This is a genomic window from Sphaerotilus montanus (genome assembly GCF_013410775.1).
Classification (GTDB): domain Bacteria; phylum Pseudomonadota; class Gammaproteobacteria; order Burkholderiales; family Burkholderiaceae_C; genus Sphaerotilus; species Sphaerotilus montanus.
Window position 1 is genome coordinate 557,407 of sequence record NZ_JACCFH010000001.1, and the last position, 22,703, is coordinate 580,109.

At 66.9% G+C, this 22,703-nt stretch carries 20 protein-coding genes, 2 tRNA genes and 2 pseudogenes; 9 read left to right on the forward strand and 15 right to left on the reverse strand.

From position 1 onward, the window contains the following. Positions 1-32: 32 nt before the first annotated feature. The gene (locus tag BDD16_RS02335) at positions 33-1,184 is read right to left on the reverse strand and encodes a nucleotide-binding domain-containing protein (RefSeq protein ID WP_179632459.1); all 1,152 of its coding nucleotides are present in this window, start codon (positions 1,182-1,184) and stop codon (positions 33-35) included. An 81-nt stretch (positions 1,185-1,265) separates the two neighbouring features. Between BDD16_RS02335 and BDD16_RS02340 the strand changes: the two are divergent. After that, a pseudogene (locus tag BDD16_RS02340) lies at positions 1,266-1,978 on the forward strand (IS3 family transposase); the annotation flags it as partial. Between the two features lie 18 nt (positions 1,979-1,996). Here the strand turns inward: BDD16_RS02340 and BDD16_RS02345 are convergent. Then, a complete protein-coding gene (locus BDD16_RS02345; RefSeq protein ID WP_179632460.1) occupies positions 1,997-3,658 on the reverse strand; it encodes an IS1182 family transposase in 1,662 nt (553 codons plus the stop codon). 77 nt (positions 3,659-3,735) lie between these two features. Between BDD16_RS02345 and BDD16_RS02350 the strand changes: the two are divergent. Then, positions 3,736-4,224, forward strand: a pseudogene (locus BDD16_RS02350) (IS3 family transposase); the annotation flags it as partial. A gap of 73 nt (positions 4,225-4,297) precedes the next feature. On the opposite strand, the gene gmtX reads toward BDD16_RS02350, so the two are convergent. The 9 genes from gmtX to rplU form a co-directional block, all read right to left on the reverse strand. Beyond that, positions 4,298-4,960, reverse strand: coding sequence for a gamma-mobile-trio protein GmtX (gene gmtX / locus BDD16_RS02355; protein ID WP_179632461.1), 663 nt, complete (start codon positions 4,958-4,960; stop codon positions 4,298-4,300). Next, a complete protein-coding gene (gene gmtZ / locus BDD16_RS02360) occupies positions 4,957-7,554 on the reverse strand; it encodes a gamma-mobile-trio integrase GmtZ (protein ID WP_179632462.1) in 2,598 nt (865 codons plus the stop codon). The genes gmtX and gmtZ overlap by 4 nt, the downstream gene beginning before the upstream one ends. Positions 7,555-7,562: 8 nt before the next feature. Further along, a complete protein-coding gene (gene gmtY, locus BDD16_RS02365; protein ID WP_179632463.1) occupies positions 7,563-8,963 on the reverse strand; it encodes a gamma-mobile-trio recombinase GmtY in 1,401 nt (466 codons plus the stop codon). A gap of 7 nt (positions 8,964-8,970) precedes the next feature. Then, positions 8,971-9,261 carry a hypothetical protein gene (locus tag BDD16_RS02370; RefSeq protein ID WP_310732886.1) on the reverse strand — a complete coding sequence of 97 codons (291 nt, stop codon included), beginning with the start codon at positions 9,259-9,261 and terminating at the stop codon, positions 8,971-8,973. Between the two features lie 291 nt (positions 9,262-9,552). Then, positions 9,553-10,122, reverse strand: coding sequence for a PEP-CTERM sorting domain-containing protein (locus BDD16_RS02375; protein ID WP_179632465.1), 570 nt, complete (start codon positions 10,120-10,122; stop codon positions 9,553-9,555). Between the two features lie 160 nt (positions 10,123-10,282). Next, a complete protein-coding gene (proB, locus tag BDD16_RS02380) occupies positions 10,283-11,404 on the reverse strand; it encodes a glutamate 5-kinase (protein ID WP_179632466.1) in 1,122 nt (373 codons plus the stop codon). 34 nt (positions 11,405-11,438) lie between these two features. Then, positions 11,439-12,542 (reverse strand): GTPase ObgE, encoded by a 1,104-nt coding sequence (obgE, locus tag BDD16_RS02385; protein WP_179632467.1) that lies wholly within the window; start codon positions 12,540-12,542, stop codon positions 11,439-11,441. Positions 12,543-12,635: 93 nt separating this feature from the next. Beyond that, complete coding sequence (rpmA, locus tag BDD16_RS02390; RefSeq protein ID WP_179632468.1) at positions 12,636-12,893, reverse strand: 50S ribosomal protein L27; 258 nt, start codon at positions 12,891-12,893, stop codon at positions 12,636-12,638. Positions 12,894-12,937: 44 nt separating this feature from the next. Continuing rightward, positions 12,938-13,249: a 50S ribosomal protein L21 gene (rplU, locus tag BDD16_RS02395; protein WP_179632469.1), complete on the reverse strand. Its 312-nt coding sequence runs from the start codon at positions 13,247-13,249 to the stop codon at positions 12,938-12,940. Positions 13,250-13,534: 285 nt separating this feature from the next. On the opposite strand from rplU, the gene ispB reads away from it, so the two are divergent. The 5 genes from ispB (at position 13,535) to hpaI (ending at position 15,716) form a co-directional block, all read left to right on the forward strand. After that, on the forward strand, positions 13,535-14,476 hold the full coding sequence (gene ispB, locus BDD16_RS02400; RefSeq protein ID WP_179635957.1) for an octaprenyl diphosphate synthase: 942 nt from the start codon (positions 13,535-13,537) through the stop codon (positions 14,474-14,476). 26 nt (positions 14,477-14,502) lie between these two features. After that, positions 14,503-14,579 (forward strand) — tRNA-Pro (locus tag BDD16_RS02405). A 55-nt stretch (positions 14,580-14,634) separates the two neighbouring features. Further along, a tRNA-Pro gene (locus tag BDD16_RS02410) sits at positions 14,635-14,711 on the forward strand. 19 nt (positions 14,712-14,730) lie between these two features. Beyond that, entirely contained in the window at positions 14,731-14,913 is a 183-nt protein-coding gene (locus tag BDD16_RS02415; protein WP_179632470.1) for a hypothetical protein, read from the forward strand. Further along, on the forward strand, positions 14,913-15,716 hold the full coding sequence (hpaI, locus tag BDD16_RS02420; RefSeq protein WP_179632471.1) for a 4-hydroxy-2-oxoheptanedioate aldolase: 804 nt from the start codon (positions 14,913-14,915) through the stop codon (positions 15,714-15,716). The genes BDD16_RS02415 and hpaI overlap by 1 nt, the downstream gene beginning before the upstream one ends. A gap of 24 nt (positions 15,717-15,740) precedes the next feature. On the opposite strand, the gene BDD16_RS02425 is transcribed toward hpaI, so the two are convergent. From BDD16_RS02425 to BDD16_RS02435, 3 genes are read right to left on the reverse strand one after another with little or no spacing between them, the layout of a single operon-like run. Next, positions 15,741-16,925 carry an MFS transporter gene (locus BDD16_RS02425; protein WP_310732885.1) on the reverse strand — a complete coding sequence of 395 codons (1,185 nt, stop codon included), beginning with the start codon at positions 16,923-16,925 and terminating at the stop codon, positions 15,741-15,743. A gap of 8 nt (positions 16,926-16,933) precedes the next feature. After that, on the reverse strand, positions 16,934-18,013 hold the full coding sequence (locus BDD16_RS02430) for a Gfo/Idh/MocA family protein (RefSeq protein WP_179632472.1): 1,080 nt from the start codon (positions 18,011-18,013) through the stop codon (positions 16,934-16,936). Next, complete coding sequence (locus tag BDD16_RS02435; RefSeq protein ID WP_310732884.1) at positions 18,010-18,816, reverse strand: ThuA domain-containing protein; 807 nt, start codon at positions 18,814-18,816, stop codon at positions 18,010-18,012. The genes BDD16_RS02430 and BDD16_RS02435 overlap by 4 nt, the downstream gene beginning before the upstream one ends. A 111-nt stretch (positions 18,817-18,927) precedes the next feature. On the opposite strand from BDD16_RS02435, the gene BDD16_RS02440 reads away from it, so the two are divergent. Both BDD16_RS02440 and BDD16_RS02445 read left to right on the forward strand, forming a co-directional pair. After that, positions 18,928-19,905: a helix-turn-helix transcriptional regulator gene (locus BDD16_RS02440; protein WP_246332447.1), complete on the forward strand. Its 978-nt coding sequence runs from the start codon at positions 18,928-18,930 to the stop codon at positions 19,903-19,905. Beyond that, entirely contained in the window at positions 19,902-21,149 is a 1,248-nt protein-coding gene (locus tag BDD16_RS02445) for an MgtC/SapB family protein (RefSeq protein WP_179632474.1), read from the forward strand. The genes BDD16_RS02440 and BDD16_RS02445 overlap by 4 nt, the downstream gene beginning before the upstream one ends. A 17-nt stretch (positions 21,150-21,166) precedes the next feature. Here BDD16_RS02445 and BDD16_RS02450 read toward each other — a convergent pair whose 3' ends face one another. Then, on the reverse strand, positions 21,167-22,702 hold the full coding sequence (locus tag BDD16_RS02450) for a malonate--CoA ligase (protein ID WP_179635960.1): 1,536 nt from the start codon (positions 22,700-22,702) through the stop codon (positions 21,167-21,169). Position 22,703: the final 1 nt, after the last annotated feature.

Consider the following 22,703-nt stretch of genomic DNA (forward strand, 5'->3'; position numbering starts at 1 on the left):
GTTAATGTGCGTGAAACGACCGGTTTTAGCCGTCATTCAATGACGACGTAGAAGGGGTCGGACTGTCCAACCAAGCGGTTGTCCCGCCTGCGAATCAAGAACGCTTCCACGAAGTGCACGCCGCGGTACTCCAGCCGCTCTGAACGACTGGCACCCTCGTCGGATGCGTAGAAGTCACCGCGAAGCGCATCCGCCTTGGATGCGGCCTTGTCTGTGTTCGCCACGCGCCACTGGATCTTGTAGTCGTCCGTGAATGGGATGCCGTGGTTTCCTGTGGCCGTGAATCGGACCCAGTAGTCAGACTGCAGTGGTTCAGCTGACTGGAGGGACCGCACGGTAGTCCCATACTTCCCGGTGCGCAGTTCGGCGCTGACGCGTACTGTGTATTGGTCGGAGGCCCTGCGCCACGTCGGCCGATGCACATGCGGCAGCTGGCGTAGCTTCGAAGGCACTGCGGCAGCACCGAGCGCCTTTACCCTTTCGACCAAATCCTTGAAGTGCCCGCCACGCACCAAGACCCCTCCGGTCGTCGACTCACTGACTTGCTCGGCAGCCCGCTTTGCCTCGCCGGCCGCGAAGTTGTCGCCGAAGACCCGCTGCCACTTGCCGATGCTCTCGTCGAGGTCCGCCTCCGCATACGCATCGTCAATCCAGCCGCGGTACAGGTTCACCTTATCCCTAAAATTTGCGTACTGAGTCTCCCCCCAGCCGCTCGCCTGGTCTTCCTGCGGAAGCTTGGGGTTCCGCACAACCGGCACTGTCGGCCGGGCCTGGAGCCAATCATCCAAGCGTCCAACTAGCGTCTTGAGCGTCGTCGTCAGGTCAGCGAATTGCGCGCTATTTCTGTCGCTCTCGTAAACCTGCATACCCATCAGCGTCGTAAGCAAGAACGACGGGCAGGTGAAGTTGCCCTTGATGTCCCGCATGTACTTCAACAAGCGAGTGACCTTCTTCAGGTCGTTTCCGCCGGCAACGCCGTTTTTGTCCTTGACCCACTCGGTGTAGGCCAAGGGGGCGGAGGCTTCGAACTGGTCGGCGACGCGGTTGCAGACCTCATATTGACCAGCGTGGAGCCGGTTCACCACGCAGGGCGCCACATCAATCTTGCGCTCCCCAGCGTACTCAATGGTGGCGCAGTGCGAGAAGCGCCGGACCTTTCCGTCGTACGCGGGGAGGTTCCCCAACTGGGTCGCCAGGACGTTTGACCTTGCCCCCAGAAACTGTCTCCCATGCTGAGTGATGCAATGTCAGCAAGGAGAACGGAAATGACGAAGCCGAAGGCGGCGCCGAGGGCGCGCTACACATTGGAATTCAAGCAGGAGGCGGTGCGCCTGGTCGAGGCCGGCCAGAGCATCGCGGCAGCGGCCAGGACGCTGGGCGTGGTGGATCAGACCCTGTTCAACTGGGTCAAGGCCAGTCGGCAGGGCAAGCTCGCAGGCGCGGACAGCAAGCCCGTGAGCGCTGAGCAGATGGAGATCGCCCGACTGCGTGCCGAACTAGCGCGGGTGACGATGGAGCGCGACATTCTGGGAAAAGCGACGGCGTACTTCGCCAAGGCTGCGAAGTGAAGTACGCCTTCATCCAGCGCCACCGGCGCGTGTGGCCGATCTCGGTGCAGTGCCGGGTGCTGCAGGTCAGCGTGGCCGGGTACCACGAGCACTTCGTGCGCCGCTCCAGCAACGTCCAGCGCCGCCACCTCAGCGACGACGCGCTGCTGGTGCACATCAAGGCGATCCATGCCGAAACGCGCGGCGGCTACGGCTGGCCGCGCACTTGGAAGGAACTGCTGGCCCGAGGCATCCGGGTGGGCAAGGACCGGGTGCAGAAGCTCATGCAGCAGCACGGCATCCGCGCCAAGGGCAAGCGGCGCTTCAAGGTCACCACCGACAGCCAGCACGACCTGCCCGTTGCGCCGAACCTGCTCAACCGCGAGTTCAGCGTGGCCGAGCCTGACAAGGTGTGGGCCGGCGACATCACCTAGATACCGTTGGCGAATTCAAGTCCCCCTGGGGTTCAATCGAGCGAAGCGGGAGATGCGAGTGGCAGCCCGTTTGGGCCTGTCGTCGAGCCAGGCCACGACACGAGCAGTGTTGATGCCGACGGCTGCCAGTACCTGTTGCAACCCTGTCTTGGCCATGCCGATGTAGCGGCTGCGACGCATGCCAAATGCCCGCACCCCCTGCGACAGGGTTCCCTCGACACCCGCACGAACACGATAGCGTTGCTTCCATTCGGGATCGTGCATGCGTGCCCGCGCAGCGTTGAGCGCCTCGTACTGCTCACGGGGATGGAAGAACAAAGTTCGGCGGGCCGCCTTGGACGTCGTGCAGGACGGTCGTGCCTCACAGGAGCCGCAGTCGGCACGACCGAACCGGACATGGATGCGCGTTTGCCCAGCCGTGTCTGACTTGGTGCTCCATCCGACCGAGACGTGCCCCTGAGGACAGGTGACCTGCTCTCGCGCCCAGTCGATCGCGAAGTGCGGCAGGTCGTATCCCTGCTCGGCTTTGACAGCCTTGGCTGACAGTCCTCGCACAGGCCCCTGCAGCGAGACACCATGATCGCGCTGACTGGACACGAGCAGTTCGGCATTGACGTAGCCCGAGTCGACGAAGTGCTCGTCGGGCAGCAATTCTCGCTGTGCCAGCCGCGCATGAATGCTCGCCAAGGCGTTCATGTCGGGTTCCATGGCCGGACGCGTCTCGACATGGGTGATCAGATTCACTGCCGTGGCTTCGCAGGTCTCGGTCACATGCACCTTGTAGCCCGACCATTCCATGCCGCGCTTGGTGCTGTAGTGCATCTCTGGGTCGTAAGGAGTCTGGATGCGCTCGCCGACCGGTGGCAGCTCTGCACCGTCACGCCAGCGCAGCGTGCCGTCGGCGCCTCGGTCGAAATAGGTCCACAAGACCTGCCGCAGCAGGGGCAGTGTCGGCACCTGGCCTGCTGCCGGTGGTGCGGAGGGCTCGTCCAGTGCTGCCAGCAAGCGCACTCCGTCCGCGCCGACTTGCTGTGCGTAGGCCTCTCGTTTGGGCCGGCTCCCGCCAGGCAGCCGCCAATCTTCGGCTCGACGCGCATAGCGTTCGAACCACTCCGGCTGTGCCACCTCGCCGAGCCACTCGGGTGCTGCCACCGCCAGCTCGTTCAGCGTGGCTCGCAGCGTCTCGGTGGTCAACTCCAGTAGCCGCAGATCGCGCACTGCCGCCAGCACATGTGTGCTGTCCGTGCGCTGCCGTCCACGGGCCTTGAGCAGCCCGCGGGCCTTGAAATGCGCGAGCATCCTGTCCAGCAGCAGGTGCTCGGCTTCCGCCTTGAGCAGTCGGTCGCGGAACTCCGTCAGCACGCTGAAGTGAAATCCAGGATCTGTCAGCTCCAACCCCAGCGCGTACTTCCAGTCGATGCGCGAGCGCACTGCATCGGCAGCTTGGCGATCGCTCAGGTGCTCCAGGAACTGGAAGACGGTCACCAGGGCCAGCCGCCAGGGCGCCAGACCGGGTTGTCCTCGACGGGGATAGAGCGAGGCGAAGTCTTCATCGCGGTACAACTCGGTGAACCCGTCGCGCAGGCGCGTGATCGTCGTGCCGCGCGGAAACGCCGCTCGGGCCACACGTTCGGTCTCGGCGGGGATGGCTTCTATCGGGCTGGGCTTCAGACTCATCGGTGGGCTCCCATCACATCGCTTCGATCTGCAAAGCTTGTGTGAATCCATCGATTTTTGCAATTCGCCGACGGTATCTCACCTACATCGCCACCGATGAAGGCTGGCTGTTCCTGGCCGTGGTGATCGACCTGTTCAGCCGCCAGGTGGTGGGCTGGAGTCTGCGCCAGGACATGACGCGCGAGTTGGTCATTGACGCGCTGCGCATGGCGTGGTTCAAGCGCCATCCGGCCAAGGACACTGGCCTGCTCTTCCACAGCGACCGAGGCAGTCAGTACGCCAGCAAGGACTTCCGCGACGTGCTGGCCGAGTACGGCATCACCGCTTCGATGAGCCGGCGCGGCGACTGCTGGGACAACGCCTGCAGTGAAACCTTGTTCGGTTCACTGAAGGTGGAGCGGCTGCACGGGCAACGCTTCAAGAGCAGGCGCCAAGCCAAGGATGAAGTCATGGCCTGGATGCTCTGGTACAACCGAACCCGACTGCAATCGACGCTGGCCTACGTCAGCCCGATGCAGTTCGAGGAAAACTGGCTCGCCGGCCAAGCTCGGCAAGCCAGCGCGTAGTCTGGCTATGGGATACGGAATACAGGGGCAAGGTCAGTGTTGAGTCGCATCAATTGACGGAATTTACAGCGATTCAACCACCTAACACCTTGCGAACAGCACGGGCAAAGCCCACCTCGAACACCGTCCGGCCGCGCTCGTTGACGATTTCGCCGTGGCTGCCCTCCTTCAAACCGCGCTCTTCGAGGTAGTCGGCCGATACAGCTTTCTGCAAGGCCTCGCGCTCAGACGGTGTCAATTGCGCAGATAGGGCAAGCACCCCCACCGGTTGTACCCCAGGTGCTGCAGAGACGGTCACGCCCAGTGGCCGTCGGTCCACGGTCACCTGTGTGTGGGCTTTCAGCACGTTGAGTTGCGCCTTGAGCTTGTCGCGCTCGGTGATGATGGCCTGCATGATGGAGCGGATGGCCGGGTCGTCGATGCGCATCAGGTATTCGTGGCTCGCCAGAGTCTTCGGAGGCTTCGGCATAGCGGGGCCGGCATAGGCGGCCCAGGCTTCGATGAGCGCCCGGTAGTCGGCGGACGGGGCGTTGTAGAGCGCTCGTCCCTTCAGGATGCCTTCGGCTTCAGCCAGGCGGCCGATGGCCGGCAGCGAGAAGTCGCGTGAGCCGGCTGCGTGCTGCCTGCGGCAAAGCTCGTGCATCTTCGTCAGGTTCGCTCGCCGATTCGAGCGAGAGCCCTTGTCGAGCAGAGACGCCAGCACAGCGTCCGGGTGGATGTCCGTCATGCCGTTCATGCTTCAGTTCCCGTCAGGGGCCGGCGCCCGGCGGGGAACGCCTGGACGGGTCGAGCGGCGGGCAGCAGCGAGGCGAGGTCCATGTCGAAGTGCTGGCTGAGGCTCGCGCCGGCGTCCATCAGGCGAATCACTTCCCGCTGGCCCAGCGCGGTATTCGCAGGGTTCATCTGCCGAGCGAGTTGCCGCATGAAGGCGTTGCCCGCGAGCAGTTGCTCCTGTTCGCTCAGGAGCATGAACACGGGCGGTAGGTTGTCGCGGTAGAGCACGCCATCGAGCAGTTGGCTGCGGCGGAAGACTGCCTTGCCCGGCTCCAGGTCGGGGTAGACCTCGACGCTGTCGCAGACACCGGCTAACTGGAGCAGTTCCGACTCGGTCTCCTCGAAGGCGACCTGCACGTCCCCCACCGTGCCGGCCGTTACCAGTTGCGTTCCGTCGCCCTGCAGGGCTTCGAACGCCACCTTGCAGCGTTCAATGAGACGCCAGCAGGCCACCAGGTCTTCGGCCAGGTCGCTGAAGCGCTTCATCGCGCTTTCCCATACACGCTCGGCCTGCCGGCACGCGTCCTGGCGAGCGAACGGCTGCCCCGCGTCCTCCGCATCCACCTTCTGCTTCTTCAGACCCTGCAGCTCCTGTTCGCGAGCAAGGCAGGCGTTGCGCGCCTCGTCGAAGTGATAGGCCAGCGTGTTGAAGTGGGCAGCCAGCGCAGGCAGGTGGTGTGGCTCAGTCACGAACCAGCGACAGCGCACGCAGTTGCGGCTGCCACCCGGGACCGGCCCGTACTTGGGGGCTGAAGTCGAGCCGAGGTTCGGCCCGCCGTTGTGACAGCCACCCACCCTGCCGTTGTCTTCGACCTCGCTGGTGTTGCCGCCGACCAGGCACAGCCCGTGGTGCATCGGCATCCAGCCCGCCGGGTTGCGCGCGGCCGGATGCTGAGGAATGGCTGCGGCAAGGCTGGGTACGCTGTTGCAGATGGCTTTTTGCAGCAGTTCGTCGTGTGCGGTGTCGAGCAGGAAGTTCTGGATGCTGGCTTCCTTGCCCGCTTCGAGCCGCTCCGCTGCGCCGAGCAGCACGTCGCGGATGTGTGTCGCGCCGGGCTTGGTGTAGTACAGGGTCATCAGCAGGCGGCTGTGGCCGACGAGCTTTTGCAGCACGGGGAACGGCACCCGCCCTTCCAGGGCCAGCGCAGTGATAAGGGAGACGCGCAGGCTGTGCAGGGGGAAGAGCGTCGTCTGCCTGTTGTTCTGCTCTTCCGGCGGAGGAAGGAATCGAATCGGCGAGCCGTTGCGATGGGTTTCACCCTGGTCGGCAAGCCGTAGTTCCAGCGCTTCGAGCAACGCAAACCAGCAGATGTCCAATTTCCCGTCCCTGACAGGCAGATGACGCTCGCTGTCTCGCACCTCAGGCAGCCTGAAGAGGAAGCAGGCGTCCGGATAGCCCGCGAGCTGCACCTCACTCTTCGCAACGATATGGCGGCCGTCCAGTTCCGTCCAGGACGTGCGCTGCGAGACGGGGTTGTACTTCTCTTGCCAGTTGCGCAGCTTCTCCAGCCAGTGGAAGACGTCCTGATGGACCGGCCCGCCAGAGGGCCAAGGCAGCACGTAGCCTTTGTCTGGACCGGACTTGGCGATGTCGGCGGTCTTGTTGGTGTTGACGTAGAGCACGGCCGGGACCGCCTCGCCGTCGGCGAGCGGGCTGCTGCGGCGGAACACCCCCTGCTGGAGGGGGCGGCGTTCGCTGCCCTGTGCAAGTCGGCTCGGGTTCAACGCCCAGACGTCCGCTGCGTAGCGCCAGGTATCGGCTTCGCCCGAGTCGAGCATGCGGACCTGGACGGTGCGCAGGGGCAGGATAAGCTTCGCGAGCAGCGCGACCCAGCGCACCGGGCTCCACATCTCCAGGCGAGTTTCGTTCTTCATCGGACGCTCTCGCCACACGCAGTCCGGGTCGCTCCGGTCAATGCGGTCCTCGGTCACCTCGAACCAGTCGGGTGCGCCGTGCCCGCGTTGACCGATTTCCGCACCCAGGGCGCCCTGCGCCCACCGCCAGTCCCGGAAGTGAGGTCCCGCCGCGAGCATGCGCCGCAGTTCGTCGATGTAGCCGTAGGGCAGCGGCGAATACACGCTCTCGTCGCGCCGCGGCAGGCCGCTCATGGACAGTCGGGGCACGGGATTGCGGAATGCCGGTGAGACCACCGACTGGTCGTCGTCAGCGGTTTCGCTGAACTCGCGCAGCAGGACGAAGTGCAGGAAGGCTTGGATGTGGTTGTTGTACTTGATGCCGTCTACCGAATCCGGACAGACTGTGCGATAGAAGTCGGGGAGGACCGTTTTGCGGTCTAGGAACACCATCGGGTCGAGTGGTAGCCCTTGCTGGACAAGATAGCGCTCGAAGAAGGCCACCAAGGCCTTGAGCCTCGTAGCAACCCCGCTTGTTTCCCCTTTGAGCCACTCCACCGCCAGGATGCGCCAGGCAGCCAGTTGCGGATGCTCGCGCTCGACCCACCCGAGGGACGTGTCCGTATCGCGCTTCACCCCTTTCATCTTGGCAGCCGGGGCGGCAGATACCTCAGGCGCAGTCGCGGTCTTTTTTTCGGTCATACGGATTATCAGTCGTTGAGTTCGATGCCTGGCAGCAGCCGGCCCGGCACGGACGGCGTGCCGGCGTGCTTGTCCCGCAGTCGCTGCGCCGCCACTTCGAGCGCCGCCTGGGCCTCGCGGAGGGTGGCCTGCGTGTAGACCTCCTGGCTCGCCTCGGAGGCGTGATGCATGAAGCGGCGGATGAGTGACTTGTCGATACCGGCGCGGCGCAGCCGCTGGCCATAAGCGTGGCGGTGGCCGTGCGGCGTCGTGCCCAGCGCTTTGCCGACCACGAGGCCGATGCGGTCGCATGCGGCGGCATGCGCCTTGTTGTACTGGGTGAGCGTGTACATCGCACCCACCGGTTCGCGACTCAGGTTGATGAAGGCGAACGGGTGGTCACGCTCGACACGTGCGACCTGCTCCAGGTAGCGGTGCCACAGTTGCAGGAACCACTCGCCATACTCGGGCAGGAACCAGTAAGCCTGTTTGTAGTAGGCCGCATCGTGCATGCCGCCCTTCCAGCCGGCGTGTCGGCGGTCCATCATCTCCGTGCGGGGCACGAGGCCGAACTGCTGGGCGAGGTATTCCGCCCGGTTGCCTTTGCGCTGCTTACCCCGCTCGTCGCGCCAATCGGCGGGCGCGGCGCCGTGGCTCGGGTGGTGGATGAGCACCTTGGCCTGGCGCGGGTTGGCCGGGTCCGGGAACACGTCCGAAACGTAGAGGTGCAAGGGCTCCGACTCGCGGAAGCCGGCTCCGTGCAGCAGCAGCGTGATGAGCATGCCGCGGTAGTCCTGGCGTCCGGCCGTGCTGAATCCCCTGGCGAGCAGTTCCTCGAAGCGCACCTCCGGGAAGGCCGGTGGCTCGCCTTTGTCGACCTTCGGCAGGCGCTGGCCCCGGACACGGTGCCCGGTTTCGGCAGGGGACGCGTTCGCCGCCCAGGTGTGCCCGAGGAAGGCCTTGCTGCGCCGGAACTGGTAGGCGACCTCGTCGGTCTGCCGGTCGAAGGCGCCGCCCGCATAGCGCGGGTTCACCTGGGCGGCCTCGGGACGCGTCTCGCCGAGCCAGTCGAAGAAGTCGGTCAGGTGGGTGACGATGTGCGATGCGTCCTGCGGCGAGCGCGGCGCCCAGCACAAGCCGCTGGGGTCGAGGCCGGTCACGCGGTCAAAGGTGCCTGTGTAGAGCCGCTGGGCGAAGTTCTGGAACAGGCGGTAGGTGTCGCGTTCGGCGGGGTTGGATTGCAGGTATTCGAGGAACATCCGCACCGAGCGGGTCACTTTCGACATCCACGCCAGGCTGCGGTCGTGGCTGCGGTACAGGCAATAGTCGAGCAAAGGCTCCAGCACCCCGGCCGGGGTCAGCAGCGCAGGCAGTTCGGTGTAGACCCCTGTGGCGTCGGTGTGGATACGGGCTTTGACGGTCACGAACATGGCGGACCTAGACAGCCAGGCGGCGCAACAGGTCCGTCGCGCCTTTGAAATCGACCTGGCGCACATGCATGACCAAGTCCACGGCACCGCCTCCGCCGCGCTGAAGCCGGGTGTCGAAGAACTTGGGGCCGCGAAGCAGCAATTCGAAATCCTGTCCATCGACGTTGACGTGATAGCGCTGAGTGCCGTGCGCGGTCAGAGGCTCGAAAGTGCTGTCGGCCTTCGCATAACACCCTAGCGCCGCCAGCACCAACAGGGCATCGAGCGCCCGCCAGCGCTCCAGAGTCGAGTTATCCACAGACCGCCGCCCCATACGCCCCTCCCCCGGACTCCCACCTGCTACTCGTCTTTCAATGAAAGACGGCTACTCGGAACAGCCAAAGACAGCGCTGCATCGTTCGATTCATCTTACATCATATGTATTTTTAGGGAATAGCTTTATTGAAATCAAGGCAAGAAAAAGCCCCTGCAAGAGGGGCTTAGAGGGCTTCCCGGAGCTAAACGCCCCTAACTATGCATTGAAGGTTGGGGGGAATAGCGGTCGAGGCGCTTTTTTTCATGGCGACTGCAGCCGCCAGGTCGACGCAGCTCAGGCCTGCGACTGCTTGCGGCGACGGGCCATGAAGCCCAGCGCGCTCAGACCGGCGAGCATCATCGCGTAGGACTCGGGTTCCGGCACGGCGGCAGCCACGCTGACAGCATCCACACCGAACGGCGAACCCTTGCCCGAGAAATACAGGTGGTAGGACTCGCCGGCGATCGCGGTGAAGGAATACGTCGCAGCCGTCCAGGCGGTGCCCCAGCTGGTCATCGGGTCGCCCGAGGTCCCCAGCGCGGTATTCAGGTCCAACGAGTTGAAGATGCGCGAACGGCCATCACCGGTTGCCCAGAAATTGACGTTGTAGAGACCACCGACCGCAGCCGTGAAGCTCTGGTAGATCGATTCGCCTGCGTCGAGCGCCGCGTATTGACTGCCAAGGAAGCCGCCCAACGGTGCGGTCGAAGCGCCACCCGTCGAGTCACCCCAGGCTGCATGCAGATCGACGTTCTCGAAAGAGGCATCGTTGAGGGGGATGGACTGGGCCTGCGCCACCGACGCACCCAGTGCGAATACAGCCGCCGCCAGCACCGAAATGTTCTTGAATCCGAGATTGTTCATGATTACTCCTGAATGTGATCTAGACCAGCCATCGGCCAATCTTGCAAACGGAGTCTAGGCAGCGGCACGCTTCGTACCACCCCTGTTCATGGGTACCACTCGGTACAAACTGATCAAGTCACCAACCGGAACCCACAAACAGGGGTGAGATTTTCACATTTCAGGCCAACAGCACCAGATTGTCCCGATGGATCAACTCCGCCTCGTTGGCGTAGCCCAGCAATCCTTCGATCTGCGACGACGGCTTGCGCGCGATGAGCCGGGTCTCGCTGCAGGCGTAGTTCGCCAAGCCCCGGGCGATCTCGACACCCGCCTGCGTGCGCACCGCGATCACGTCCCCACGGGAAAAATCGCCCTGCACTTCCACCACGCCGATCGGCAGCAGGCTCTTGCCCTCGTCGCGCAGCTTGAGCGCGGCGCCGTCGTCCACCACCACTGCGCCCTTGAGCTGCAGGTGGTCGGCCATCCACTGCTTGCGCGCCGCGACCTTCGGCGTCGTCGCCACCAGCAGCGTGCCGATGGACTCGCCCGCCACCAGCCGCAGCAGCGCGTCCGGCTCGCGGCCCCAGGCGATCACGGTGGACGCGCCACTGCCGGCCGCCCGCTTCGCCGCCAGGATCTTGGTGATCATCCCGCCCTTGCCGATGCTGGAGCCGGCGCCACCGGCCATCTGCTCCAGCTCCGGCGTGCCCGCCACCGCTTCATGGATGAACTTCGCGTCCGGATCCTTGCGCGGATCGGCCGAGTACAGGCCCTTCTGGTCGGTCAGGATGACCAGCGCATCGGCGTCGACGAGGTTGGCCACGAGCGCACCCAGCGTGTCGTTGTCGCCGACCTTGATCTCGTCGGTGACGACCGTGTCGTTCTCGTTGATGACCGGCACCACGCCCAGCCCGAGCAGCGTCAGCAGCGTCGAGCGCGCGTTCAGGTAACGCTCGCGGTCGGCCAGATCGGCGTGCGTGAGCAGCACCTGTGCGCTGCCGAGGCCCTGTTCGCGCAAGGACGTCTCGTAGATCTGCGCCAGCCCCATCTGTCCGACGGCGGCGGCGGCCTGCAACTCGTGCAGCTCCTTCGGCCGGGTTGCCCAGCCCAGGCGCTTCATGCCCTCGGCGATGGCACCGGACGACACCATCACCACCTCGCGGCCCTGGCGGACCAGCGCCGCGAGCTGCACGCACCAGGCGTGGATGGCCTCGGCGTCCAGGCCGCGGCCCTCGTTGGTGACCAGGCTGGAGCCGACCTTGACGACAATGCGGCGGGCGTTCAGCAGAACCTCACTCATGGCGACCTCGCGAATAGGGAAACGTGGCGTGTGCTCAGCGGAAGCGCGGATCGGTCGGATCGGGCGGCGTGGCTTCGTTGTCAGTCTCGACGAAGCGCACGTCGGGCACCTCGATCGGGGGCGCATTGAGGGCGGCCACGTGCTGGTAGAGCGCGCGGACGAGGGGCTCGCAGCCCTCGCGGGTCAGCGCCGAGATCTCGAACACCGGCGCCTTCCAGCGCAGGCGGCGCACGATGTCCTTCACGCGGGCCTTGCGCTCCGCGGGGTCCGGGATCATGTCGAGCTTGTTGAGCACGAGCCAGCGCGGCTTCTCGTAGAGCGCCTTGTCGTACTTCTTCAGCTCCTTGGCGATCGCGCGGATCTGCGCGACCGGATCGACACCCTCGTCGAAGGGCACCGCGTCCACCATGTGCAGCAGCACGCGGGTGCGCTGCAGGTGGCGCAGGAAGTAATGGCCCAGGCCGGCACCTTCGGAGGCGCCCTCGATCAGGCCCGGCACGTCGGCGACCACGAAGCTCTGGCTCGGGCCGACGCGCACCACGCCCAGGTTGGGGTGCAGCGTCGTGAACGGGTAGTCGGCGATCTTCGGGCGCGCGTTCGAGATCGCGGTGATCAGCGTGGACTTGCCCGCGTTGGGCATGCCGAGCAGGCCGACGTCGGCCAGCACGCGCAATTCGAGCTTCAGATTCTTGATCTCGCCGGGCCAGCCGACCGTCTTCTGGCGCGGCGCACGGTTGGTGCTGGTCTTGTAGTGCAGGTTGCCGAAGCCGCCATCCCCGCCCTTGGCCAGGATGATCTCCTCGCCGTGCGTGAGCAGCTCGGCAATGACCTCTTCCGTCTCGCCATCGCGGATGATGGTGCCGACGGGCACGCGCAGGACGATGTCCGCACCCGCAGCGCCGAACTGGTCGGAGCCCCGGCCAGCTTCCCCGTTGCGGGCTTCGTAGCGGCGGATGTAGCGGAAGTCGATCAGCGTGTTCAGGTTGCGGTCGCCCACGACGAACACATGGCCGCCACGGCCGCCGTTGCCGCCGTCCGGGCCGCCGAACGGAATGAACTTCTCGCGCCGGAAGCTGGCGCAGCCGGAGCCACCGTTGCCGGCGGCCACATCGATGGTGACTTCATCGACAAATTTCATGCTTGTACTCCAGCGTCCAGGCGCATCGGATCATTTCAAAGCAAAAAAGCCCCGGCTTGCCGGGGCTTCATGCGCGCAAGCGTCGCGGGTCGATCAGACCGGCGTGACGATCACGGTCTTGCGGTTCTCGGCGCCCTTGGTGGCAAACGAGATGGTGCCATCGACCAGCGCGAACAGCGTGTGGTCACGGCCCATGCCGACATTGCTGCCAGCATGGAAACGGGTGCCGCGCTGGCGCACGATGATGGAGCCGGCGCTGACGACCTGGCCGCCGTAGGCCTTGACGCCGAGCATCTTCGGTTGGGAGTCGCGGCCGTTCCGTGTGGAACCGCCGCCTTTTTTCTGTGCCATGGTTCAGATCCTCTGAGGATGTGCTGGATGGGAGAGGCGACGGCTCAGCCGAGCACCGCGCTGATTTGCAGCTCGGTGTAGTTCTGGCGGTGGCCCTGGCGCTTCTGGTAGTGCTTGCGACGGCGCATCTTGAAGATGCGGACCTTGTCGTGCCGACCATGCGACAGCACGGTGGCCGTCACCGTTGCGCCATCAACCAAGGGAGCGCCAACCCGGAGTTCTGCACCGCTTCCAACGGCGAGCACCTGGTCGATCACGATCTCTTGGCCAACGTCCGCAGTGATCTGTTCTACTTTGATTTTTTCGCCGGCTGCAACCTTGTATTGCTTGCCACCGGTTTTTATGACCGCGTACATATCAGCCCTTTCTTGGGGGTAAAGTTCTCACGCGTGCTGCACACCGGCAACATCCCGGCCGCAAACGCGAAGCCCGAGATTATGCCACGCTTTATGCGATCCGCTCATCTGCCTGTCGGCTTCTCATCACAGCCACCAGCCGCAAAGCGTGCACGGCCAAAGACAGGTCCGTCTGCAGTTGTGACAGGGTTCCTATAATCCTCGGATTGTGCGCATCCCAACCAGCCCCTCCTCGTGAGCTTCGCCACCGCCACCAAGCCATCCTCCTCCGCCGTCACGCAACTCATGGCCGGCGACATGGCGCAGGTTGATGCCGTGATCCACCGCCGCCTGGCGTCGGAAGTCGCGCTGATCAACCAGATCTCGCACTACATCGTCAGTGCGGGGGGCAAGCGCATCCGCCCGCAACTGGTGCTGCTCTTCGCGCGCGCGCTCGGGTTCGAAGGCCCGGAGCGCTTCGAGATGGCCGCGACTGTCGAGTTCATCCACACCGCCACCCTGCTGCACGACGACGTCGTCGACGAGTCGGCCCTGCGCCGTGGCCGCAAGACCGCCAACGCGCTGTTCGGCAACGCGGCGAGCGTGCTGGTGGGCGACTTCCTCTACTCGCGCGCCTTCCAGATGATGGTGTCGGTCGACCGCATGCGCGTGCTCGACGTGCTCGCCGAAGCAACCAACGTCATCGCCGAAGGTGAAGTGCTGCAACTGATGAACATGCACGACCCCGACACCAGCGTCGAGGACTACCTGCGTGTCATCCGCTACAAGACGGCCAAGCTGTTCGAGGCCAGCGCGCGCATCGGCGCCGTGCTGGCAGATGCGACGCCGGAGATCGAGGCCTCCTGCGCCGCCTACGGCCAGTCGCTGGGCACCGCCTTCCAGATCGTCGATGACCTGCTCGACTACGAAGGCGCGACCGCCGAACTGGGCAAGAACGTCGGCGACGACCTGCGCGAGGGCAAGCCGACGCTGCCGCTGCTGCATGCCATGAGCAACGGCACCACCGCCGAGCGCGACCTGATCCGCCATGCGATCGAGCAGGGCGAGGTCGAGCGACTCGACGAGATCATCCAGATCGTGCGCCGCACCGGTGCGCTCGAAGCCACCCGCCAGGCTGCGCGCGACGAGGCGCAGCGTGCGCAACAGCACATTTCAGCGCTACCCCCTTCCCAATTCAAGGATGCGCTGCTAACATTGTCAGTCTTGGCAGTTGACAGGAACTTCTGAATTTTTCGGAAAAGATCGTCAGCACACGGGGTGTAGCTTAGCCTGGTAGAGCGCTACGTTCGGGACGTAGAGGCCGGAGGTTCGAATCCTCTCACCCCGACCAAGGACAATTCAAAACGATCGCGCCACATGGTCTGTTCATGGCGCGATTTGTTTTTCGGGGTGTAGCTTAGCCTGGTAGAGCGCTACGTTCGGGACGTAGAGGCCGGAGGTTCGAATCCTCTCACCCCGACCAGACAATCAACAAAAAGCCCATGTGCATCAAGCACCTGGGCTTTTTGCTTTGGATCGGCGCCCCTGCTGCTGCCGGCGACAGCGTTCTGGAAAGCGCAAGGCGAAGTGCTGTAAAAACGATCGCCGACAATGCGGCCAACAGCGTCGCGTGGCGGGTCAGCAAGCGCACGCCACTCGGCTCCATTCCAGCGAGGTTCATCTGATGCACACGCCAGCCAACGCCTTCAAGCACGCCATCGCCTCGCCTGGGGCCCAGATCGGCCTGTGGCTCGGCCTGGCCGATCCGTATGCGGCGGAGCTGTGCGCCACCGCCGGTTTCGACTGGCTGCTGATCGACGGCGAACACGGCCCGAACGACCTGCGCTCGATGCTGGGCGCCCTGCAAGCGGTGGCGCCCTACCCGTCACACCCGGTGCTGCGGATTCCGCAGGGCGACACCACGCTGATCAAGCAGGTGCTGGAGATCGGCGCCACGACCCTGCTGGTGCCGATGGTCGAGACGGCCGAGCAGGCGCGGGCGCTGGTCGCGGCGACGCGCTATCCGCCGCGCGGCGTGCGCGGGGTCGGCAGCGGCCTGGCGCGGTCCTCGCGGTGGAGCGCGCTGCCCGGCTACCTGCAGGAAGCCGACGACAGCGTCTGCCTGCTGGTGCAGGTGGAAACCGCGTCGGCCCTGGCGCATCTCGACGAGATCGCCGCCGTGGAGGGCGTGGACGGTGTCTTCATCGGGCCAGCCGACCTGTCGGCCTCGATGGGGCACCTGGGCAACCCCGGCCACCCCGACGTCCGCGCCGCCATCGACGGGGCCATGGCGCGCATCCTGGCCGTCGGCAAGGCCCCGGGCATCCTGGCGGTCGACGAGACGCTGGCCCGCCACTACATCGCCCTCGGCGCCCGGTTCGTGGCCGTCGGTGTCGAGGCGACGATGCTGGCGCGCGCGACCCGCGACCTGGCCGGCCGGTTCAAGGCGACGCCCGGCCCGGCAGCGGGGGGCTCCAGCATGTACTGAGTGGAGCCCCCCCCCCCCCCCGGTTCAGTCCTGCAACGGCACCCGCCGCGCGCCCAGCGCCAGCAGCACCGTCCCGAGGACCACCACCGACATCGCCGCCGTCAGCGACACCGACTGCGCGATGAACCCGATCAGCGGTGGCCCGATCAGGAAGCCCGAGTAGCCGATCGACGACACCGACGCGATTGCCGCAGCCCGGCTGACCCCCGGCACCCGTGTGGCCGCGTTGAACAGGATCGGCACCACCGGCGCCAGCCCCGCCCCGACAAACGCATAGCCGATCAGCGACACGACCGGGTGCCCGCTCATCAGCACGATCGCCATCGCCACCGCCGACAGCGACGCACTGGCCCCGAGCAACCACCGCTCCGAGTACCGCGCCCGCAGCGCATCCCCGCCAAACCGCGCCAGTGCCATCGCGCCGCAGAAGCTCGCGTAGCCGAGTGCGGCCCGGTCCTGCGACATGCCGACTTCCTGCTTCAGGTAGAGCACGCACCAGTCGTACATCACCCCTTCGGCCGTCATGCCGGTGAAGATCAGCAGGCCGATCACCAGCAGCAGACCGCGCGGCCAGGCGAAGTGCGCCTTCTCGCCGTCGTCGCCCGCCTCGCGGGGATGGCGGTCCAGCAGCCCGCGAGAGGTGAACCAGGCCAGCGACGACACGCCCAGGCCGATGCCCGCGAGTTGCCACGCCGGCGAGATCTCCAGCCGCAGCAGCCCCGCGCACAGTGCCGCGCCGGCCATCGCGCCCAGGCTGAAGGTGCCGTGCAGGTTGCTCATCACGGCGCGCCCGCTCAGGCTTTCCAGCGCCGTGCCTTCGGCGTTGATGGACACGTCGTAGCAGCTCATCAGCGCCCCGAACAGCACCATCGCCGGCAACACCGCCCACAGCCCCGGCCAGTGCAGCACCAGCGCCAGCGCCACGCCCATGACACCCGCGCCCAGCCGCACCACACCGCGCACGCCCAGCCGCTCGACCACCCTTCCTGCGAAGAACAGCGACGACACCGCGCCGAGTGCCGCGGAGAGCAGCACCAGCGACAGCGTGCCTTCGGTCAGCCCGAACTGCGCCTTCACCGACGGAATGTGGGCACCCCAAGCCCCGCTGAGAAACCCCAGCGCGCCGAACTGCCAGCGCACCGCCTTGCGCGCCCGCGACAGCCGGGCCGCGTCAGGCAGTACCTCACCGGGTGCGACAGCGTCGATCACGGCGGCGGTCACAGCTTCACCGGTGCACCGCTGCGCGCACTCTCGTAGATCGCGTCGAGCAGCTCCATCACCGTCAGGCCCTCCTCACCCGGCGCGGGATGCGGCCAGTCGTTCAGGATCGCCTCGGCGTAGTCGTGCATCGCCGAGGGCGCACTGGCCTTCGTGGCGGTGACGGCATGCGCCGGCTGGGGGTGCAGGTGCAGATCGAAGGGTGCCCCGTTCAGCTCGGTGAAGATGTGCGCGTCGAAGGTGTAGCCCTCGTGCAGGTTGCGCTGCAGCAGCCCCGCCCGGGTGCCGAGCAGGCGCGTCTCCATCAGTTCGGCCTCGGCGATGTTGGCCGCCCACGAGGCTTCGAGCGCCAGCGTCGCGCCGTTCTCGAAGCGGATGAAGGCCGCGGCCAGATCCTCGACATCGAAGGTCTTGCCCGCCTTCTCGGCCAGCGCGCGGGCGATCGGGTCATAGGTCGCGCCCATCACCCAGGTCGGCTTCGGGTAGCCCATCAGCCACAGCGCCAGGTCCAGCCGGTGCACGCCCAGATCGATCAGCGGCCCGCCACCGGCCAGCGCCTTGGTGCCGAACCAGCCGCCGAAGCCCGGCATGCCGCGCCGCCGGTGCCAGACGCTGCGGCCGAAGTAGAACTCGCCGAACACGCCGCCATCCACCTGCGCCTTCAGGGCCCGCGACTGCGCCGTGAAGCGGAACGAGAAGTTGATCATCAGCCGCCGCCCTGCCTGCTCGGCGGCGGCCAGCATCTCGCGGCCTTCGTCGGCGTTCATCGCCATCGGCTTCTCGCACAGGACGTGGCAGCCGGCGGCCAGTGCCGCCAGCGTCAGGTCCTTGTGGAACTTGTTCGGCGTGCAGACGCTCACCACGTCCAGCGCTTCGGCTGCCAGCATCGCCTCGGCCGAGGCGTGGCGGCCGGGAATGCCGTACTGCTCGCCCACCGCCGCCAGCCGCTGCGCATCCGGGTCCGCAATGGCGACGACCTCGACCTGCGGGTGCTGCTGCCAGCCCTCGATGTGCGCCCGGCCCATGCCCAGGCCGATCACCCCCACGCGCAGACGGCGCACGCTCGTTGCCCCGCTCATGCGATGTCTCCACGGCTTTGCTGCACGCCGACCTTGCCGAAGTTCAGCGCCTTCGGGCTGAGCGTCTCCAGCGGCGGGCTCATCGGGCAGACGTCGACGATGTGGACCCGAGGCGCCGCCCATTGCACGGCGTTGGTCATCACGCGCTGCACATTGGCATCAAAGTAGGTCGGGTACGCCTCATGGCCGGGGCGGAAATAGAACACCCGCCCATGCCCGCGTTCCCAGCAGCAGCCCGAGCGGAAGACCTCGCCGCCCTCGAACCACGACAGGAAGACGAGGCTGTCCGGCTTCGGGATGTCGAAGCGCTCGCCGTACATCTCCTCATACGGCAGCTCGAAGTACTCGCCCAGCCCGGCCGCGATCGGGTGCGACGGCTCGACCACCCACAGCCGCTCCTTCTCGTCCGCCTCGCGCCATTTCAGCGAGCAGTTGGTGCCCATCAGGCGGCGGAAGATCTTCGAGAAATGCCCCGAGTGCAGCACGATCAGCCCCATGCCTTCGAGCACGCGGCGCTGCACGCGCTCGACGATGGCATCACTCACCTGGTCGTGCGCCCGGTGGCCCCACCAGACCAGCACGTCGCAGCCGGCCAGGCGCTCTTCGCTCAGGCCGTGCTCGGGCTGGTCGAGGGTGGCGGTCGAGATGTCGAGCGGCAGCGCGCCGGGGTTGAGCGCCGGGGTGTCGCGCAGGCCCTGGGCGATGACGGCGTGCAGGCCGTCGGGGTAGATCGCCTGGACGGCAGGGTTTTGGCGTTCGTGCTGGAATTCGTTCCAGACAATGACAGAAATCTTGGTCTTCACGGGGAACATCCGAATCAGGGTGAACGGGAGGAGAACGGGAGGACAGGCCGCCAGAATAGGGGCAGACACCGCCTGCACCCAAGCAACTCCGCTAGCAGTATTCCGACAATGATGCGAAAAAACCTGGGCGACTCCGGCCCCATCCGCTGCGCCGATGTCTTCGACTTTCCACCGCGCATTCCGGGCGCGCCGCCGCCTGCGGAGATGCTCGATGGCCTGCGCGCCGCGCTCGCGGCGGCCAACGCCGGCACGCTGGTGGTCCACCGCCCGCAGCGCCTGAGCGAGCCGCTGCCGCGCGGCGAGGGCCACTTCCACCTCGCGCCCGAGCTGTTCCTGCAGCTCGCAGGCTGGACCGAATTCCGCTTTCCGCAGGGCCACTGCCGCGTGACGCCGGGCCAGGCGCTGCTGGTGCCGCCGCAGCTGCGCCACGACGAGCGGGTCGGCCCCGGCGAGGCCGGCGAGCCTTTCTGCAACCTCGTGCTCTACGCCGAGGCGCCGTCGCTGACCTGCCACCTCGCGCACGAACCCAGCCCCGGGCGCCCCGGCATCCGCCACCTCGAAGCCTGCGAACACGCGCAGGTCGGGCGCATCCACGACTGGCTGTTCGACGCCAGCCGCAGCCCCGAGGCGCCGCCCGACGCCAGCACACCGGCCTGGGGCGAGGTGCAGGCGCGGGCGCTGGTTGCCGCGGCGCTGGCCGGCGTGCTGCACCTGCTGCAGACCGACAGCCAGCCCGGCCGCGAGCCGACGCTGGTCGCCCGCCTGCGCGTGCTGATCCAGAACCAGCTCGGCGACCACACGCTCAGCGTGCGCCGGCTCGCCGAGCAGTCCGGCTGCACGGCGGACTACCTCTCGCACCTCTTCCGCGAGGTCACCGGCGAGACGCTGATCGGCTGCATCAACCGGCTGCGCATGGAGCGCGCCGCCCGGCTGCTGCGCGAGACCACGCTCGCCGGCAAGGAAGTCGCCTGGGCCTGCGGCTTCGCGGCACCGAGCTACTTCATCCGCACCTTCCGCGCCCACCACGGCGTGACGCCCAGGGCCTGGCGCGCCGGCACCACGGAAGGCGCCGTACCATCGGCGCCATGACCCCACTGTCGGACGTCTCCTGGACCCACCTCGCGGTGGCCCTCGGCATCGGGCTGCTGATCGGGCTGGAGCGCGAGCGCCGCAAGGGCACCGGCGCCAGCCGCAGCCCCGCCGGCATCCGCACCTACGCGCTGGTCTCGCTGCTCGGCGCGCTCGCGGCGGGGCTCGGGCCGTGGCTGCTGGCGGCGAGCGTGGTCGGCGTGGCGCTGCTGGCGGTGGTGAGCTACCTGCGCAACCGCTCGGACGACCCCGGTCTGACCAGCGAGATCGCGCTGCTGGTGACGCTGCTGCTCGGCGCGTGGGCGATGCAGGCGCCGGCGTGGGCGGCGGCGGTCGCCGCGGTCGTCGCCGCGCTGCTGGCGGCGCGGGACCCGATCCACCAGTTCGTCCACGGCTGGCTGACCGAGCAGGAGCTGCACGACCTGCTGGTGCTGGCGGTCGCCACGCTGCTGGTGCTGCCACTGATGCCGGACGAACCGATCGACCCCTGGGGCGCGCTGCAGCCGCGGGCGCTGTGGCTGGTGGTGATCCTGGTGATGTCGATCGCGGCGGCGGGGCATGTCGCGCTGCGCGTGCTGGGCAACCGCTGGGGGCTGCCGCTGGTCGGGCTGTCGGGCGGCTTCGTCTCCAGCACCGCCACCATCGGCGCGATGGGCACCCGCGCGCGCAACAACCCGGCGCTGGCCCAGGCCGCCGTCGCGGGCGCGGTGCTGTCCACCGTCGGGACCATGGTGCAGATGGCATTGCTGCTGGCAGTGACCAGCCTGCCCACGCTGCGCGCGATGGCACTGCCACTGCTCGGCGCGGGCGGCGTGGCGCTGGCCTTCGGCGGAGTCGCCACCTGGCGCTCGATGCGCAGCAGCGGCGAGGCCGTGACCGACCTCGGCCGGGCGTTCAGCTTCAAGGCGGCGCTGGGGATGGGCGCCCTGCTGGCCACCGTCTCGCTGGCCTCGGCCGCGCTCAGCCGCGCGTACGGCCAGGCGGGGCTGGCGGTCGGCGCGGCACTCGCCGGGCTGGCCGATACCCACGCACCGGCGGTGTCCGTGGCCGCGCTGGTGGCCTCGGACGCGATCGGGGCGGCCACGGCGCCGCTGCCGATCCTGCTGGCGCTGACGACCAACACGCTGTCCAAGTGCGTGGCCGCCGTGTCGGCCGGGGGACGGCCGTTCGCGCAGCAGGTCGTGCCCGGCCTGCTGCTGATCCTCGCCACGGCCTGGGGCGGCTGGTGGCTGAGTGCCGGCTGAGTGCCGACTCCTGACGTTCAACCGGTGAACAGCGCCTGGTGCGTGTCGCGCAGCAGGTTCTTCTGCACCTTGCCCATCGCGTTGCGCGGCAGGTCGCTGACGACAAAGGCGCGCTTGGGCACCTTGAAGTTGGCGATCCTCGACTTGAGCGCAGCCACCAGCGCCTCCGCGTCCAGCGCCGCACCCGCCTTCGGCACGATCACCGCCACCACCGCCTCGCCGAAGTCCGGGTGCGGCACGCCGATCACCGCCGACTCCGCCACGCCGGCCATGTCGTTCAGGTAGCCCTCGATCTCGGCCGGGTAGACGTTGTAGCCGCCGGTGATGATCAAGTCCTTGCTGCGGCCGACGATGGTCAGGTAGCCGTGGCCATCGGCGCCGAAACGGCCGACATCGCCGGTCTTGAACCAGCCATCCGCGGTGAACTCCTCGGCCGTCTTCTCCGGCATCCGCCAGTAGCCGCCGAACACGTTCGGGCCGCGCACCTGCACGTTGCCGATCTCGCCCACCGGCAACGCCGTGCCCGCGTCATCGACCACACGCACGCCCACGCCGGGCAGCGCCGGACCCACCGTGCCGCCAATCCGGTCGCCGTCCTCGGCGCGGCACGGGTTCGACGTCAGCATGATCGTCTCGCTCATGCCGTAGCGCTCCAGGATGGTGTGGCCGGTGCGGGTCTGCCAGTCGCGGAAGGTCTCGATCAGCAGCGGCGCCGAGCCCGAGATGAACAGCCGCATGTGCGCGCAGGCCTCGCGCGTCAGCCCCGCCTCCTGCAGCAGCCGCACGTACAGCGTCGGCACGCCCATGAAGACGCTGGCCCGCGGCAGCCGCTCGACCACCGCCTTCGGGTCGAACTTCGACAGCCACAGCATCTTCGAGCCGTTCAGCAGCGCGCCGTGGCTGGCGACGAACAGACCGTGGACGTGGAAGATCGGCAGCGCATGGATCAGCACGTCGCCGGGCTGCCAGTCCCAGTGGTCCTTGAGCACCCGCGCGTTCGACAGCAGGTTGCCGTGGCTGAGCATCGCGCCCTTGCTGCGGCCGGTCGTCCCGCTGGTGTAGAGGATCGCAGCGAGGTCGTCGGCGGCTTTGACCGCGGGTTCGTGCTGGTCGCTGAAGTGCGAGGCGCGCTCCAGCAGCGAGCCGGTGCGGTCGTCGTCGAGCGTGAAGACGTGGGCCACACCCTTCTGGAACGCCAGCTTGCTGATCCACGGGAAGTTCTTGCTGGCGCAGACGACCACCGCCGGCTCGGCGTTGCCGATGAAGTAGTCGAGTTCAGCGGCCTGGTAGGCGGTGTTCAGCGGCAGGTAGACGAAGCCGGCCCGCAGCGTGGCGAGGTACAGCACCAGCGCCTCGACCGACTTCTCGGTGTGCGCGGCGACGCGGCTGCCGGCGGGGATCTCCAGCGACTGCAGCAGGTTGGCGAGCATCGCGGTCGCACGTTCCAGGTCGCGCCACGAGTAGACGAGGCCGCTGTCGGTCTCGATCGCGGCGGCGTCGAGGTCGCGGGGGAAGGCGCCGCGCAGCGCGGCGAACAGGTTCTGGTTGGACATG

Bases quoted from the DNA above. Each gene is read 5' to 3' on its own strand.
- BDD16_RS02345 (WP_179632460.1), bottom strand. From the start codon at position 3,658: ATGAGTCTGAAGCCCAGCCCGATAGAAGCCATCCCCGCCGAGACCGAA.
- gmtX (WP_179632461.1), bottom strand. From the start codon at position 4,960: ATGAACGGCATGACGGACATCCACCCGGACGCTGTGCTGGCGTCTCTG.
- gmtZ (WP_179632462.1), bottom strand. From the start codon at position 7,554: ATGACCGAAAAAAAGACCGCGACTGCGCCTGAGGTATCTGCCGCCCCG.
- gmtY (WP_179632463.1), bottom strand. From the start codon at position 8,963: ATGTTCGTGACCGTCAAAGCCCGTATCCACACCGACGCCACAGGGGTC.
- BDD16_RS02375 (WP_179632465.1), bottom strand. From the start codon at position 10,122: ATGAACAATCTCGGATTCAAGAACATTTCGGTGCTGGCGGCGGCTGTA.
- proB (WP_179632466.1), bottom strand. From the start codon at position 11,404: ATGAGTGAGGTTCTGCTGAACGCCCGCCGCATTGTCGTCAAGGTCGGC.
- obgE (WP_179632467.1), bottom strand. From the start codon at position 12,542: ATGAAATTTGTCGATGAAGTCACCATCGATGTGGCCGCCGGCAACGGT.
- rpmA (WP_179632468.1), bottom strand. From the start codon at position 12,893: ATGGCACAGAAAAAAGGCGGCGGTTCCACACGGAACGGCCGCGACTCC.
- rplU (WP_179632469.1), bottom strand. From the start codon at position 13,249: ATGTACGCGGTCATAAAAACCGGTGGCAAGCAATACAAGGTTGCAGCC.
- ispB (WP_179635957.1), top strand. From the start codon at position 13,535: ATGGCCGGCGACATGGCGCAGGTTGATGCCGTGATCCACCGCCGCCTG.
- BDD16_RS02415 (WP_179632470.1), top strand. From the start codon at position 14,731: ATGTGCATCAAGCACCTGGGCTTTTTGCTTTGGATCGGCGCCCCTGCT.
- hpaI (WP_179632471.1), top strand. From the start codon at position 14,913: ATGCACACGCCAGCCAACGCCTTCAAGCACGCCATCGCCTCGCCTGGG.
- BDD16_RS02430 (WP_179632472.1), bottom strand. From the start codon at position 18,013: ATGAGCGGGGCAACGAGCGTGCGCCGTCTGCGCGTGGGGGTGATCGGC.
- BDD16_RS02440 (WP_246332447.1), top strand. From the start codon at position 18,928: ATGCGAAAAAACCTGGGCGACTCCGGCCCCATCCGCTGCGCCGATGTC.
- BDD16_RS02445 (WP_179632474.1), top strand. From the start codon at position 19,902: ATGACCCCACTGTCGGACGTCTCCTGGACCCACCTCGCGGTGGCCCTC.
- BDD16_RS02450 (WP_179635960.1), bottom strand. From the start codon at position 22,702: ATGTCCAACCAGAACCTGTTCGCCGCGCTGCGCGGCGCCTTCCCCCGC.